Here is a 15,457-nt window from a genome sequence, read left to right on the forward strand (position 1 = left end):
CCGATGGCGCGGTCGAGGGCGTCACCGTCCGCGGCGGCCAGGACGAGACGGATGGTCGTGGCATGGGGCGGGCGGATCAGGCCGGTCAGCGGATCGGGCCGGAACCCGAGCAGGGCCAGGGCCCTCTGCGGTGCGTCGGCGACCCACTCTCCGATCGCCGTAATCGAGGCGGCGCCTGCCAGAACGGCGGCGGCCGCAGCGGTGAGCAGGGCTGTCCAAGGGTGACGTATGCGCGACGGGCCCGTGGGTCAGGCACCGTGGCCATATAACTCCGCAGGTCAACGGCTGCCTCCAGCGGGGCTGAGCCGGAGACGTCCCCCAGTTGTCGAAGGCATGACGGCATGCGGGAAGATGGGTGTGCAGGCATGGACTCGCTCGGTGCTCATACGGACTCGACACCCACATGATCACCAGCGGCCATGCCTGTTCTGCGTCCAGGGTCACCCACAGACAGAAGTCGACAAGCCGTCACAACCGGTGCTCAGCAAGCGAACCCGCCCACCTCGGCACTTCTCAAAGACCCTGGGCACAGGGGGCGCGAGCAGTACCCGCAGTATCCAGCTTTACAACCGAGTAACCGAAAGTAAGGAGTCGAACGCCATCCAGGATCGCCCGGGCCAGGAAGGAAGTCCGCCCGGGTACCGCAGGCCTCGGATTGGAAGTTGGTCCCCGGTCACGCATCCGCGATCCCCGCAGCCCCGCCCTCCCAGGCGGAACCTGCGGACACAGAAGGCTGGCGCAGTGTGCCGGTAGATGGTGTTGAAAGCTCGGGGCCGGGTGCCTGCACGGCACCCGGGCCCCCCGACGCGTCCACGAAAGAAGAGGTTTATGCCCCCTGCCGCTTCCCGTCCCACCGACAACCTCGACGATGACGACTACCCCGCCTACACCATGGGCCGGGCCGCCGAAATGCTTGGCGCCACCCCCGCCTTCCTCCGCTCCCTCGGCGAACACCGCCTGATCACCCCCCTGCGCTCGGATGGCGGCCACCGCCGCTACTCCCGCTACCAGCTGCGCATCGCTGCCCGCGCCCGCGAACTCGTCGACCAGGGCACCCCCATAGAGGCCGCCTGCCGCATCATCATCCTCGAAGACCAACTCGAAGAAGCCCAGCGCATCAACGAGCAACTGCGCACACAGGGCCGCGAGTCCCCATCGAAGACCTCAGCCTGACAGGACGCCGGGCGCCGAGTCGGACGCCGACAGCCAGCGGACAGATCAAGGTGCGGTCCAGCAGCTCCCGCCAACAGGTCCGCACCCACCTCTCCATGACCGAGTTCATTCTCGGCATCCGGGCTCCCGTCAGCACGACCTCGATCCCCACGTCGGCGAGAACGGGGTCGAACAGGGCGGAGAGCCTGCCGTCCCGGTTGCTGTGCTCGATTGATCTCCCAGACGGTGGGGGCGGCCACCTTCACGCCTGAGATCAGCAGCTCACCGTGGACGCGCCGGTACCCCCCACCCGGGAACTTCCCTTACCAGGCGCAGGACGAGGGAGACGGTCGGTGGCCGACTCGAACATGGCCGCCTGCACGTACGGCAGTCACCGACGCGAGTGATCAAGTGCGAGACGACGTTCGAAGCCCCAGGTCAAAGAGATCACATCAGGCGTCCGCGAGGAGGGGGTCGTACGGGGTGCCCGTGCGGCGGGCGGACATGAAGGAGAGGAAGTCACTCACGAAGGCGCTCCGGCCGTAGATTCCGTCGGTGGTCGTGAGGTCGCGGCGGAAGGCAGTGCGGAAGAGAGTCCGGTACTCGTCGGCGTCGATGGCCCCGCTGCCGTCCTTGTCGGCGGCGTCGAAGAGCACCTCGGCGACGCGGATGAGCGCGGGTCCGGCGAGGGAGGGGACGGCGGCGGCGTACTCGTCGGCGCTGACGCGGCCGTCGCCGTCCGTGTCGAGGGCGGCCTGGAGTTCGCGCCACCAGGCAGCGAAGGCCTCGTAGAGCCGGGTCTCCTCGGGTTCGTCCAGGTCGAGGCGGGTGGAGAGTTCGCGGGCCATGGCGGCGAGGTCAGGCCAGTCGATGTGGCCGTCGCCGGTCTGGTCCAGCACCTGGCGGAAAAACTCCTCCGCTGAACGTCGGCCCTCCCCCGTGCCCGCCCCGGATGCCGGGTCCGGATCGGTGTCACCGCCCAGCGGGGTCAGTAGGCGGAGCAGGGCGGATGCCCGCCTCATGCGGCCGCGCAGGGCGGCCACGGTCCGGGAGCGGGGGTCGTCGCTCCCGGGCGAGAGCGAGAGGAGTTCGATGACGTTTTCGGCGTTGAGCCAGCCCTCGGGCAGGAAGCGGGCCAGTCCGGCGGCGAGGTAGGCGCCCTGCATGAGGGTCTGGGCGCCGGGCATCTCCGGCAGGCCGGCCCGGCGCCGGTACGGCCCGGGGAGCGAGGCGACGGTGATCGCGCCGAGGAGAGGTCCGGCAACGGCCCGGCCTGCCGCCCACAGCGTCGGGGCGCCGTCGAGCAGCGGCGGGGCGGGCAGGTGGTCGAAGATCCGGTAGAGGATGACGCGGGCCGCCTCGGTGTACTCCAACTCGTTCTCGACGACCCGGTCGAAGTACTGCCAGAAATCGTGGAGGTCTTCGGGGAGTTCTCCGGCGTCACCGTCGAGGGCTGCCAGGAACGCGCGGTACTCGGCGTACATACGCTCCATCGTGTCCTGGTCGAGCGGCTGGCCGCTCAGCCGGCACATGGTGACGGCGCTCTCGAAGAGGGTGGCGACCACCCAGGCGCGGGTCGTGCGGTCCATCGCGTCATAGGCCCGCCCTCGGGAGTCGGAGCCGCTCATACGGGCGTGCAGCCGGTTGAGCCGGGCGGCCTCCCGCTCGCGTACCGCAGGGTCGGCGTCGAACATGCGCCGCATGCTGAGGAAGGTGTTGCGGAGCCGGCGCCAGGGGTGGGCGACAAAGGTGGAGTTGTCGACGAGGGCGGCGCCGATCTGCGGGTGGGCCGCCTCCAGCACGGTCGCGCGGACCATGGCGAGCGCCCAGCGCGGGTCGTCGAAGAACGCGTGGAACTGCGAATCCGGCCCGAACAGGGGCGTTCCGTCGGCCGGTCGCGTGGTGTCCGTGCGGGTCGCGCCGGTCGTTGCGGTCGTCATCGCGGGTCTCCGTTCGTCTGGGGCGGTAGGCCGCCGAAGCGGCGGTCGCGGCGCCGGTAGGTGTGCAGGCAGGCGAGGAAATCGGGGGCCCGGAAGTCCGGCCAGAGCACCTCGGGGAAGACCCACTCGGCGTAGGCGACTTTCCAGAGCATGAAGTTGGAGATGCGCTGCTCGCCGGAGGTGCGGATGACGAGGTCGACGTCCGGGGTGTCGGGGAACGGCAGGTGCTCCGCGAAGAGCCGCTCGGTCACCTCGTCCGCGGGCGTTCCGCTGCGGATCAGCGACCGGGTGGCCTCGACGATGTCCCGGCGGCCGCCGTGGTCGAAGGCCACGGTCAGCGTCATCCCCCGGTTGTCGCCGGTCAGCGTCGTCAGGTCGTCGAAGTCCCGGGCCAGTTCGCGGGGGATGCGCGGGTCGGCGGCCCCGAGGAAGCGGCAGCGGATGCCGCGGGCGAGCAGCAGCAACGCGTGCTTCCGTACGACCCGGCGGACCAGGCGCATCAGGTAGTCGACCTCGGCGCCGGGCCGGTTCCAGTTCTCGGTGGAGAAGGCGTACAGGCTGAGCCACTCCACGCCGGCGGACCGGGCCGCCTCGATGATGTCGATGACGGTGTTCTCGGCGGCCCGGTGGCCCGCCGCGCGCGGCAGTGAACGCCGCTCCGCCCACCGGCCGTTGCCGTCCATCACGCACGCCACGTGCCGGGGCACCGCAGGCGGCGCCCCGTCGCCCTGCCGTTGTCTGCCCTGCCCGTCGCTCCGCCGTTCACGGCCCGGCCGGTCCTCCGTCGCCGCGCGTCCGCCCGGGACGCCGTGGTCCGTCATGCCCGGTCCCCCCCCGGAGCGGCACGACCGGTCGTGCCGCGCTCGGTCACGCCCACCCCGCCTCGCCGCCCCCGCCTCGCCCGCGCCCCCACCGGCGCCTCGCCTGCCGGAATTCTGGCAGCGCAAAGAGGCCCGTACAGCCGATACGGGGCGCCGTCACCCTTGGCTCGTACGTCCGAGTCTTTTCACGCCGGTGTCGGCAGCGTCCCTCCGGCGACCGCGGTCGACGATCTCGTACGCCTCTGCCCGCCGTCCACCGTGAACAGGGCGCGGAACGAACGCACCCTCGGCGTGGCTCCCCCGGGGACAACAATCGGCTCGCCGAGACGTACGGTGCCGGGGTCTTCGACGAGATCGTCCGGCTGCTCGCCCCGACGCGGACCGCGCCGACTGCGCTGGGCGGAGCCGGGTGGGCGGGTGGTGCCGTGGGCCTTCGAGGAGCGGCCGCTGTGCGGCTGCGGGCCGGGTACGCGGTGACGGTCCGTGCGAACGCGGACCGGGCGCGTCAGCCGCTTCCACCGCACGCGGCACATCGACGTGCGGCACCGGGCAGGATTCGACAGGCCCTGGGTTGTTCTGGTCCGTCTGGAACTGGGCGCTCGTCGAGTGGGGGGCGGGACCCGTCGGCCGGTGGGCACGCCCGGCGGTCCGTTCGAGGCCCTGCCGCCGTCGGCGACGCTCGGTCATCACCGCGCCGAGGTCGCCGCATTGTGCGGACACGGCCGTGATTTGAGGCGCGTTCAACCAGCATTGCCTCAGACCAAGACGGTGATAGTGACGCGCGTCGGGCCGCCGGCCGGACTGTCGACGTCGAGCTGACCGTCGAGGATCGCCAGCCGTTGGACGATGCCGTGCAGGCCGCGGCCGGGTGCGACAACGGCGCCGCCGACGCCGTTGTCGCCCACCTCGACCCGCAGCACCTGCGGGTCGGTCACGTAGGTCACGGATGCCGCGGTCGCCTGGCCGTGTTTGACCGTGTTGGCCAGGCATTCGGCGATGGCGAAGTACCCGGCCGTCTGGACCGCCACAGGGATGTCCGGCGGCGGGTCGCCGGTGATGGTGACCGGCAGCGGCAGGTCGAGCGCGAGTGCCCGGACCGCGTCGGCAAGGCCGCGGTCGGCGAGTACCGGCGGCTGGATGCTGTGCATGACGGTACGGAGGTCCTCCAGCGCGCTGCCGGCGGTGGAACGGGCCTCGCCGAGCATCTCCGCCGCGGCGTCCGGGTCGCGGTGGATCAGGTCCTGAGTCATGCCGAGGGTCAGGCCGAGCGACACCAGGCGGGCCTGCGCACCGTCATGCAGGTCGCGTTCGACCCGCTTCAGCTCGGCCGCCTGGCTCTCCACCGCACCGCGGCGGGTACGAGTGAGCGTGTCCACCCGTGCGACCAAGGCCCGCTCCCGGTCGTCGGGGTGGCGGCTCACCAGGAACGCGTGTGTGCCCCACACCATGGACAGTGCCAGAAAGGTGAAGGTGACTCCACCCACGCGTAAACGCGCGGGCTTCCTGCGTCGGTGGTTAAGCCGCCGCGCAGAGGACCAGCCCGGCCCTGTTGAGGACGTTCGTCGCGCCGACGTGGTCCGCGTTCCCCGCGAACCCGCACGCCGTGCACTGGAACCTTTCCTGGGTGACGCGGTTCTCCTTCGCTACGTGCCCGCATTCGGGGCACGTGCGGGAGGTGTTGCGCGCGTCCACCGGGACCGTGAGGCGACCGGCACTCTCAGCCTTGTTCGCCAGGATTCCGAGGAACTGCGCCCAACCCGCGTCGAGGATGCTGCGGTTGAGGCCGGCCTTCGCGGCAGCACCGTTCGGCAGGAAGCTGCCGGGCTGCTCGGGGTCGGCCTTGGGTGCGGGGCTCTTGGTCAGGCCCACTGTGTTCAGTCGCTCGTGCGCGATCACGTCGTGGTCGGTGATCAGCGTACGTGCGGTCTTGTGGTGGAAGTCGGCGCGCTGCCGCCGGATCCTGCCGTGCAGCTTGGCGACCTTCCGGGCCGCCGCGCGGTGGCGCTTGGTGCGCTGCCGGGTCCGCTTCGGGAACGTCGCGAGGTGCCGCTGCGCTTCGGCGAGTTCGTCGGCCATCGCCTGGAGGAAGCGCGGGTTGGCGACGTGTTCACCGTCCGAGGTGGTGAGGAAGTGGGCGATGCCCATGTCGATACCGACGATCGCCCCGGTGGGCGGCAGCTCCTCGGCGGACACGTTGTCGCAGGCGAGGACGACGTACCAGCGGCTCCCTTCGCGCTTCACGCTGATCGTCTTGACGCGGCCCTGTACGGGCCGGTGCTGGTGCACACGGACGTGCCCGACGCCCTGGAGCCGTACGCGGGTCCGCGCATCGTGTGGGGTGGAGTCCCAGCGGCAGCCGTCGCCGTCCTTGGGGAAGGTGACGGTGCCGAAGTGCCCTGCGCCCTTGAAACGGGGGTAGCCCGGGGTCTGCCCGGCCTTGACCCGGCGGAAGAACGCCTGGAACGCCTTGTCGAGACGGCGCAGGGTGGCCTGCTGGGAGGAGAACGACCAGCGGCCCTGCCGCTCCGGGTCGAATGCGCGGATGTCTTTGAGCTGGGCGGACTGGTCGCCGTACTTGATGCTCGTCTTCGAGCTGTGCCGGTAGGCGTCCCGGCGCTCCTGCAACGCGCCGTTGTACAGGGAGCAGTGGTCCCGCAGCATCTCGCCGAGCGCTGCCGTCTGACGGGCCGTGGGGCGCAGGAGGAACTTGTACGCGCGGATCACGAGCCGTCCCCCTTCTTCCACGGGCGTTCCCACTGGGTGTTGATGTACTTCTCGACCGTGGCCGCCGACACGGCGCCGACCGAGGCGGCGAAGTACGACGACGACCACAGGGTGGGCATCCGTGACTTCAGGTGCGGAAACTCCTCGCGCAGCACGCGGGATGTGAAGCCCTTGAACTGGTTCGCCACGTACGAGGCCGACGACTTCGGGTCGTGCTTCACGAACAGGTGCACGTGGTCGGGCATCACCTCAAGGGCGATGACCTCCCACCCGCGTTCGTCGGCCTTCTGCCGGATCAACTCGTCCAAGCGTTCCGCGACCCGCCCGCCGAGGACCGGACGGCGGTACTTCGGGCACCACACCACGTGGAGCCCGAGGTCGTACACGCCGCCGGAGAATCGGCGAACCTTCCTGGTCACAGTCACAGGATCACTATACACGCGCCGCATGTCTAGTGCGGTAGAGAGGCCGGCTCAGGTGAACAGTGCAGATCCGTGCACCCAGTTGAGGCCAGAGCAGGGCTCAGAAGCCATTCCCCACCCCGCTAAAGCCGGGCGTCCCCTGGCTAGGTACTGATGGCAGAGAAGCGACGGAAGTTCGATGCGGAGTTCCGCGCCGGGGGCCGTACGGATCGTTACCGAGACCGGCAGGACCGTCGCCGAGGTCGCGAAGGATCTGGGACGCCGGAATCCGGGAGCGGGTGCGGGGCCGGGTGCTGGAGGTGATCGCCGAGGACACACTGGTGGTGGTGGCGCAGTCGCTGGGCTCGAGTTCTGATCGCGCGCGAATTTACGGACCGCTATAAACCGTATTGAGTCGAAGCGAGGTAGTTGTCACATATGCAGGCTTGCAGCGCCGAGCGGTTCGAGCCTTCGCCGATTTCGGCGCGGGGCGGGTGAACACCCTCCGCTCCGCCCGCGCGAGGGCCGCCAGTATCTTGCCGCGCCGCGGGGCGGCTGCAGCGAGTCGTCGATCGGAAGTCGTGGTCGTTGAGGGAGAAATCCTCGTCAGAGAGTGGCGTGCCATCGGCTGCCCACAGTTCCAGCATCCCGAACGGGGGCGGGGCGATGGCGTCGGCGGCCCGCGCCGCGAGCGGTTCGTACACCGTGCGGGCCTCCGCCAGCTTCCCGGCGACGGCCAGGTCGTACAGGCAGGCGGACTCCGCCGCGAAGGCGTTCGGGAAGCCGGCGAACCAGCCGGTGGCGCCCATCAGCAGACTCTCCAGCATGACGTCGTCGGCGCCGCTGATCACTTCCAGGCCCGGCGAGGCGTACCTGGGCCAGGGTTGCCGTGGGGCGGGTTCCCTCTCCGTGACGACCGCGGGATCGCTCATACCCGGCCGCTCGTTCTCGACGTGTGGTCGGCGCTTGGCCGGAGATGGTCGCGATCCGGCGGCCGACGTCCGGTGCGGCCCGGGACCGGGCGGGAGAGGCGAACCGTACGCCGCGGGCTTCCCGCCCGGGCGGTCACTCCGTGGGGAAGGGTGCGGGGCGGACATCGATCTCGTGCATGCGCTCGGCGTAGTCGCGGTAGCGGCGGCGTGCTTCGCCGTGCCGGCCCGCCGCGGAGAGTGCGGCGATCAGTCCGAGGTGGGCCGACTCGTCGTAGCCGTCCTCGCCGATCAGGCGCAGGTACCAGCCCGCTGCCGCGCCGCAGCGGTCCAGCCGCAGGCAGCGCCGGGCGAGGGTACGGACGACGTCGCGGTGCAGTTCGGCGAAGGCCGCGCGCGGGCGGTCGCTCCACTCCCCGGTGAGCTCACCGTCGTGGCCGAAGTCGCCGGTGTACATACCGACGACCACTTCGAGGCGCGCCACCACGTCGGCGGCGGCTGCCCTGTCCCGGCTGCCCTCGACCGCGGCGTACGCCGCGATGGCCGCACGGGCCGCGTCGTGGAACCGGACCGTGTCGAGGACGACGTGGTCCGTGTTGAGTCGCACGGTGGAGGTGTCGGTGACCAGAAAGCGGTTGGCCGGGTGCCGCCGCGCCGGGTCGAGGACCGCGCGCACCGTCGAAATCAGCACCGACAGCCGGCGGTTGGCCACCTCCTGAGGCGTCTGCGGCCACAACAGGGCGGCGAGCGCGGTCCGGGTGACCGGTCTTCCCAGCTGACCCGCCAGGACCATGACCAGCTCACGGGCCTTCCGTGACTGCCATCCGGCCGGGGGCACGGGCGTTCCGGAGAGCAGCACCGCGAAGTGGCCCAGGGTCTGCACGGCGACCTCGGGGACCGACGGCGGACCGATCGCCGCCAGCGGCCCTGCGATGTGCCAGACGTCGTCGCACACCCCGAGCCGGTGCATCCGCTGCCAGGCGACGTCCTCGGACAGCCGGTCGCCCGCATGGCGCGCCCGCAGCAGCGCGTTGGTGGCCAGGGCGATTTCGTTGCCCGCGTCGGTCCAGATCGCGGCCGCCTCCACCAGCCCGGCGGCACGGCGTCCAGCAGGGCGTCCCGGCGCCGCGGCCGCATCACTCCGGTATGCGGCGAGCGCGGCGAGTTCCATCGCCTCGGCCAGCCCGGCCGGGTCGCGGCGGCGGCCGGCCTCCGAGCGGACGTCTGCGGCGTACCGGGCGGCCGAGGCGGTGTCTCCGCTGCACAATGCGACCCAGCCCGCGGCCAGCTGACCGGTGACCGGCCCGGCGGCGCTCGGATGCGTGAGGGACAACTCCGCGTACCGCGCCGCCTCGGCCGGATCGTCGGCGTAGCAGGTGCGCGCCAGTCCGGCCCATGCCTGTGCGACGACCTGGGCGTTGCCGTCCGGCTCGGCCATCGCCACGGCCTCGTGGTACGCCGCCATGGCCTGCCAGGACGAGCCCCGGGCCAGGTGCACCCGGGCGATCATCAGCAGTCCGAACGCGGCGAGCGGGGAGCCCTCCCGCTGCCACAGGGTGAGCGCACGGTCGGCGTCCGCGCGGGCGGCGTTGAGGTCGCTGAGTCCCAGCCAGGCCTCGGCGCGGTTGTGCAGGGCCAGTGCGAGCAGCGTCTGCTGGGGGGTGCCCTCACCGAGACCGATCGCCTCGGTGAGGGCACCGACCGCCTCACGCAGACGCCCCTCCTCGACCAGGCGGGAGCCGACGTTGGAGCGGATCCGCAGTTGCAGGCCTATGTCCCCGGCCCGTTCCGCCGCCGCGAAAGCCATGGCGTAGGCGTGTTCGTTGGCGGCGCGGTCGCCCTCGCTGAAGGCGGCCAGCGCCTGGGCGAGGTAGGCCGCCGCCAGCGCGGCGTCGTCGCCGCTCTGCTCGGCAGCCCGCACCGCCTCGTCTGCAAGGCTCCGCGCCCGCGCCCGGTCACCACGGGCCCAGCGTGCTGCCGACCGGCCGGCCAGCAGCTGGGCCCGGTCAGCGCCGGTGTCCCCGGCATCGGCGGCCGCGCGTTCGTACAGCGACTCGGCGCCCTCGAACTCGCCCCGCTGATGGAGTACCCGGCCGAGCCGCCAGGCCAGTTCGGCAGGCAGCGGCGCGTCCGCCGGGAGCGTTGCGACATGCCGCGGCGCCTCGTGGTATTGCCTCTGTCGCAGGGCCGACTCCGCCAGCCGTGCGACGGTATCGGGGTCGCGCACCCGGTCAGCGCCCGCGGCCCCTCCCGCGCTGGTGGTCACCGCGTCAGGATACTCATGACGAAGGCGGACGGGCCGGGTGGTTTCGGGAAGTCAGGGACTACTCCGGGCGCGGTTTCTGGCGTGGGTCCCGGCGAGGTTTCCGGCAAGGTCTCCGGCGGGCACGGGGAGGCGGACCTCGCCGAGGTTCTCCGGCGCGCCGATCCGGTACTCGGCGGTGTTGTCGAAGGACGACGGTGACGATTGGGATCGCGGGAGCTCCCAGGGATGGGACGGGTGCGCGCCGCGGATGCGGGTCAGATCCGGGTGGCCACCTTCCGGGCCAGTTCTTCCAGTGGTGTGCGGTTCTCCGCCGGGTCGTTGAGGCGCACCAGGCGGATCGACACCCACAGGTCGGACCTGCGGAGGAAGAGCGCCTCGTCCTCGGCGTACGCCTCGTCGCCGACGCCGGCCAGCGGCCTCAGCGTGTGTCCGAGGTCGCGTTCGATGTCGAGGTACTTCTTCGCGCCGTCCCCGACGAAGATTTCCACCTGGGCCGTCGGCCCGGTGACGGGACCGGTGTAGGTGCAGGTCTCCCGTACCGGTGTCGCGGGGTCGAGCGCTGTACCGGCCAGCTTCTCGGCCTCCTGCTTGGTCACCAGGGCGCAGGGGTCGACGGCCGCCCCGTTCGGCGACGGCGCCTCGGTGCTCTTCTCCGGAGTCCGGGTTGCCGGGGCCGGGTCAGCCGACGAGGGGGTGGCGGCTGAGGGCTGCCCGTGGCCGCCGCACCCGGACAGCCCGAGCACGGCGAGCACGGTCAGGGGCACCAGTGGCGAAAGCGGGCGGCTGCGGTTGCGGTTGCGGTTCATCGGGATCCTCGCTGTCTGCCTTGGTGTCGGTGTCAGGACTTGCACAGGGGTACGTCCGGCAGCGTCTGCTGTTTGTGGACGAAAGGTGTCAGACTCTCCTGTTGCAGCTCGAACTTCATCGTGGGCAGGAGCTTCTTGAGGGCGGCCATGGCCACGGCGGAGACCGAGACCCCCACGCCCCCGCCGACCTTGCCGTCCAGCGTGGCTCCGACACAGCGGGTCAAGGAGGCGCCGAGGGCCGAGCCGTTGGTCACCCCGAAGTCCATGACGAGTTTGGCGTAGGGACCGGCGAAGGCGGCGGGCACTCCGACCCCGAACTGGACCTTGAACTCGACGGCTGTGGCGATGCCGCTGACTCCGACGGAGATTCCGGTGATCGAGTCCATGATGCTTTTGATCACCGAGAGCTTCGGGGTGACGATCGAGCCGTTGACCATGCCGATGGCACCGTCGAGCCCCCATTCACCACCGGCGGTCACCGTGGTGTTGTTGCCGCCGAGTGCGGTGGCGACGCTGAACTTCCAGCTGATGCTGAAGGCGAACGGGGTCCCCGCGATCGGCAGGGTCATCTCGACCGGTACCTCGGCCCGGATCTTCGAGTTGTCGATGACACCGTTGGCCGCACCGGCGGCGATACTGATCGCGGCGCTTTTGATGCCCTCGACGGCGAACGTGGCCCCGTCGGCGACCCGACCGCCGGAGATCCGTACATCGGAACGGATGTGCAGCTTCTCCGTCTTCAACGAGAAGTCGACGAAGACCTTGAGCCCGCCCGCGGCCTTGTGATTGAACTTCAGGCCGAACGCCCCCGGACTGCGGTACGGCTCGGCCTTCCATTCCCCGAGATTTGCTGTGACGCTGCTCGACCTGGCCGGCGGCAGCGTGTCCCCGGCCGCCGCGGCGAGCCGGACCGGTCCATGTGCGGCCGCGGTGCCGGCACGTCCCGAATGCGCGGCGCGCACCGATGTCCGTCCGATCGTCCGCGCCGTCGTCGGGACGTCCCGCGCGGCATCCTTCGCAACGCCCTTCCCGGCCTCCGTCGCAAAGTCCGCCGGGGCATCCGCAGGCACGGTCACCGCCCCGGGCAGGTCCGGGATCTCCAGGTAGTGGAGCGCGCCGTCGTCGATGTCCTGGTCGAGGCTGAGGTGGGCGTCGCGGAAGACCTCGGTGAACTCCACCGGGCCCAGGGTGGCCACGACGTCCCCGTGTGCCCGGCGCACCTTCTGCACCCGCCCCACCGCGCGGCTGGTGGCGTACAGGACCTTTCCGGGCCGAATGTCCTGGGCGCCGCGGGCTTTTCCGTCGATGGTCCAGGTCAGGCCGTCACTGGATGCCGACCGGATCGCTCGGGGTCCGTCCTCGACGATCACGACGTCGGGCTGGTAGGTGACCGACGGGTCACGGACCGGCCCGGTCCCGTAGGTGAGCGCGGCCTCGGACGTGCCGGCCGGACCGGAGCCCTCGTGCACGCGCCCGGGTGCGCCACCGCATGCCGCCGTGGTGGCCAGGAGGAGCGCGATCGCGAGCGCTGCGACCCGCCTCCCCCGGCACGCCGCACGCACGGCCCACCCCCGGCGCAGAGCCGCAACCCCCCGTGACACAGCCAGCAACAGCCGGATGATTCTCATGCCGTGATCCGTTCGCCATGGCCGACGCGCGCGGCGCCGTGTCCCCCGCGGACCATCATCGACTGGCGTGTTCGCGCCCTGTTCAGGAATCCTTCGGGCCACTGGTCGCCGCGTCGTCTCTCGTGGCCGCTGCGGCTGCCGGGCAGCGGCGGTGTTGACGGACGGCCTCGTGGACTGCTCCGCCACCGGCCGCGTCGCCCATGCGCGTCCGCACGCCCACGCGGACGTGCAGGGTTCCGGGCACGGCCGGACGAGGTGGGTCCCGGGAACGGTCCGCGCGGCACGACCACACGTCCGCCCGTGCCCGGCCCTCTCCTCCGGACCGAACGCCGGGGCACCGGGCACCCGCTGCCCCGGCACGTGCCCACGCCGAACGCGCACCGGGCTCGTGGGGTGCGGCACGGCGCGGGTCCGGCTGCCGGTGTCAGATGCGGGCGGCCACCGTCCGGGCGAGTTCGTTCAGCCGTCCGGCGTTGTCCGCCCTGTCCGCCACCACGGTCATCGCGACCCAGGTGCCCGACTTCCGGAAGAGCACGGCGAAGGTCCCGTAGTCGGAGGCGTCGTAGGAGTAGGCCTCATCGCCCACGCCGGGGAGCCGCCTCTTGTGAGCTCCCGCGAGCATGTCGTCGGCGAAGGCCTTGGCCTCGTCGCCCTGTACGGTCGAGGAGATCAGCACCCCTTCGTGCGAGTACTCGCAGCCCGTGGTGTTGAACTCGCTCGTCTTCGCCGTGACGGACACGCCTCCCAACTGCTGTACCTCCTGGACGGAGACGAGCCCGCAGGGGTCCGCCGTCGGCCTTTTCGCCGGGGTTCCGCCGCTGTCGCCCGTGCGGGCCGTGGCGTCCGACCGCGGTCGGTCGGCGGCCGAGGGAGACCCCTCGCCGGAGCCTCCGCACCCGGCCGCGGCGAGCGTCACGAGCAACGTCATGGTCAGCACCGGAGCATGCCGCGAGCGTCTTCCAGGCATCATCAGCCAGACCTCCTTGTCACCATCGCCGCAGACCCGGCGCCGCGCGAGGGCAGCGGCCGCGGCCCCGTACCATCCGGACCGGTCCACCATCCTGATCAGCATGGACGCAAGTGTTCGCGCCCCGTTGGGGAATTCTTCAGGTGACCGGAGGCGCCGCTCGCCGCCGGCTCGGCGAGCACGGCCCGCGCTTGTGCGCGGAACTGGTGACGGACACCATGGAATCGATCGGCCGACGCGGTGGGGCGGCACGGTTCGGGGTGGCCGCTCAGGGAACGGCCATGCCCGTGGTCAGGGCTTCGGAACCGGGAACGCCACCGGGCCACGCAGGCCGGCCCGGTTCACCGCGCGGACACCGAAGTGGACATTGTCCTTGGACAGGTCAACCGTGTGGCTGGTCACATCACCGACCTCGGTCACGTGGGTCCACTCGGGCGCCGTGGTCTCCCGCCACACCACCTCGTACCCGGCCAGGTCCGCCTCCGTACCGCGCTCCCACACCAGCTCGGTGTCGTTGGTCAGCTTGCTGGTGACGATCCCCACGCCCCTCGGGGTGCCGGGGGCCTGTGCGAGGGTCCACAGCGCGGCTCCGTTGACCTTGGCCACGCGCTCGATGAAGCCGAAGTCGCAGAACTCGGGCAGGTCGCCGAACTGTTTGCCGTCGACGACCTTCACGTCCTGGTGCTGGTGTGCGTAGTCCTCGGCGGGCTCGGTGAAACGGGCGGCGGCGAAGCCTCGTTCGAGGAAGGGGATGTGGTCGCCGCCGCGCAGATACCGGTCGCGGCGGTAAACGACGCGTACGTTCATGCCAGTCGCGCCGTTGACCGCGACATCGCGCACGAAGCGGGCGAGCTGTCGGGACGGGGAGTCGTTCTCGCCGCCCACCGAGCGGCGGGTGGCTGCCTGTTCGGGGGTCTCGGATGTGGGCACGCCCTCGGCGAACAGCCGGATCGTGTACGGGTCGCGGGTGCCGTCGTCGGCGGTGGAACTGCCGACGATGTCATTGGTGAACATGGCCTGGAGGTCCGCACCGGCAGTCTTGAACTGCTCGGCCGTGTGGGCAGCTCCGAGCAGGCCCTGTTCCTCGCCCGCGACGGCCGCGAAGACGATGGTCGCGGCGGGACGCCTGACCGCCATCACGCGTGCCAGCTCCATGGCCACCGCGACACCGGAGGCGTCGTCATCGGCACCAGGCGCGTCGCTGCCGGCGTCCATGACGTCGGTGGCCCGGGAGTCGTAGTGCCCGGAGACGACGTACACGCGATGGGGGGCGGCCGAGCCACGGAGGGTCGCGACGACGTTGGTGATGCGGGTCGGTACGGGGACGCGCGGTACGGGCTGTTGTAAGAACGACTGCAGTTCGACGGTCATCCGGCCGCCCGAGGCAGCGGCGTACTTCTTCATTTCGGAGAAGATCCAGTCGCGGGCGGCGCCAATGCCCCGCCGCGGGTCGTCCTGGCTGGACAAGGTGTGCCGGGTACCGAAGGAGGCGAGCTTGCGCACTGTCGCCTCGATACGGTCGCGGTCGACCTCCTTGAGAAGTTGACGCAGTTCGCGGGTGGGATGTTGGGCGGTGGCAGGCCGGCCGGCAGGCTCGTTGCCGCTGCTGGCGGCGGCTGCGGGCGTCGCGCCGGCCGATGCCGACGCGACGCCCAGTGCCGCGGCTCCGGCGGCCGCGGAGAGGACAGTTCTGCGGTGGGGTGCCGTGCGGGGCTGTTGTGACACGCCGGTCATGGTCATGACCCTGCCAAGAATGCACAAGGGGCACCTTCAGGCTCGCCCGCTGCGGCACGGACGAAAACCGATGACCCGCCGGCGTCGAC

13 protein-coding genes and 1 pseudogene are annotated in these 15,457 nt (G+C 71.1%); 1 reads left to right on the forward strand and 13 read right to left on the reverse strand.

The features are described from left to right. The coding region (locus ACIOWN_RS30775; RefSeq protein ID WP_401984046.1) for a transposase family protein at nt 1–230 on the reverse strand (230 nt) is incomplete at its 3' end. Nucleotides 231–828: 598 nt separating this feature from the next. On the opposite strand from ACIOWN_RS30775, the gene ACIOWN_RS30780 reads away from it, so the two are divergent. Continuing rightward, nucleotides 829–1,173 carry a MerR family transcriptional regulator gene (locus tag ACIOWN_RS30780; protein ID WP_281155543.1) on the forward strand — a complete coding sequence of 115 codons (345 nt, stop codon included), beginning with the start codon at nt 829–831 and terminating at the stop codon, nt 1,171–1,173. Here the strand turns inward: ACIOWN_RS30780 and ACIOWN_RS30785 are convergent. From ACIOWN_RS30785 to ACIOWN_RS30840, 12 genes and pseudogenes are all read right to left on the reverse strand, one after another. Continuing rightward, a pseudogene (locus ACIOWN_RS30785) lies at nt 1,118–1,518 on the reverse strand (hypothetical protein); the annotation flags it as partial. The gene ACIOWN_RS30780 and the pseudogene ACIOWN_RS30785 sit on opposite strands and share 56 nt — an antisense overlap. A gap of 86 nt (nt 1,519–1,604) precedes the next feature. After that, entirely contained in the window at nt 1,605–3,092 is a 1,488-nt protein-coding gene (locus ACIOWN_RS30790; protein ID WP_401983960.1) for an oxygenase MpaB family protein, read from the reverse strand. Continuing rightward, on the reverse strand, nt 3,089–3,913 hold the full coding sequence (gene uppS, locus ACIOWN_RS30795; RefSeq protein WP_401983962.1) for a polyprenyl diphosphate synthase: 825 nt from the start codon (nt 3,911–3,913) through the stop codon (nt 3,089–3,091). Before uppS ends, ACIOWN_RS30790 begins: the two co-directional genes overlap by 4 nt. Before the next feature lie 755 nt (nt 3,914–4,668). Further along, complete coding sequence (locus ACIOWN_RS30800; RefSeq protein ID WP_362357805.1) at nt 4,669–5,397, reverse strand: histidine kinase; 729 nt, start codon at nt 5,395–5,397, stop codon at nt 4,669–4,671. Nucleotides 5,398–5,428: 31 nt separating this feature from the next. Next, nucleotides 5,429–6,637 (reverse strand): RNA-guided endonuclease InsQ/TnpB family protein, encoded by a 1,209-nt coding sequence (locus ACIOWN_RS30805; protein WP_401983964.1) that lies wholly within the window; start codon nt 6,635–6,637, stop codon nt 5,429–5,431. Further along, a complete protein-coding gene (gene tnpA, locus ACIOWN_RS30810; RefSeq protein WP_401791447.1) occupies nt 6,634–7,056 on the reverse strand; it encodes an IS200/IS605 family transposase in 423 nt (140 codons plus the stop codon). The genes ACIOWN_RS30805 and tnpA overlap by 4 nt, the downstream gene beginning before the upstream one ends. Before the next feature lie 380 nt (nt 7,057–7,436). Then, complete coding sequence (locus ACIOWN_RS30815; RefSeq protein ID WP_401983965.1) at nt 7,437–7,970, reverse strand: dihydrodipicolinate synthase family protein; 534 nt, start codon at nt 7,968–7,970, stop codon at nt 7,437–7,439. A 133-nt stretch (nt 7,971–8,103) separates the two neighbouring features. Further along, nucleotides 8,104–10,233, reverse strand: a complete 2,130-nt coding sequence (locus ACIOWN_RS30820; RefSeq protein ID WP_401983967.1) for a BTAD domain-containing putative transcriptional regulator — start codon at nt 10,231–10,233, stop codon at nt 8,104–8,106. A 254-nt stretch (nt 10,234–10,487) separates the two neighbouring features. After that, nucleotides 10,488–11,039 (reverse strand): DUF3558 family protein, encoded by a 552-nt coding sequence (locus ACIOWN_RS30825; RefSeq protein ID WP_401983968.1) that lies wholly within the window; start codon nt 11,037–11,039, stop codon nt 10,488–10,490. Between the two features lie 32 nt (nt 11,040–11,071). Then, nucleotides 11,072–12,508, reverse strand: coding sequence for a hypothetical protein (locus ACIOWN_RS30830; RefSeq protein ID WP_401983970.1), 1,437 nt, complete (start codon nt 12,506–12,508; stop codon nt 11,072–11,074). A 583-nt stretch (nt 12,509–13,091) separates the two neighbouring features. Beyond that, nucleotides 13,092–13,595 (reverse strand): DUF3558 family protein, encoded by a 504-nt coding sequence (locus tag ACIOWN_RS30835; RefSeq protein WP_401983972.1) that lies wholly within the window; start codon nt 13,593–13,595, stop codon nt 13,092–13,094. 330 nt (nt 13,596–13,925) lie between these two features. Further along, nucleotides 13,926–15,359, reverse strand: a complete 1,434-nt coding sequence (locus tag ACIOWN_RS30840; protein WP_401983973.1) for a M20/M25/M40 family metallo-hydrolase — start codon at nt 15,357–15,359, stop codon at nt 13,926–13,928. Between the last annotated feature and the right edge of the window lie 98 nt (nt 15,360–15,457).

The organism is Streptomyces sp. NPDC087787, from assembly GCF_044743035.1.
GTDB lineage: Bacteria > Actinomycetota > Actinomycetes > Streptomycetales > Streptomycetaceae > Streptomyces.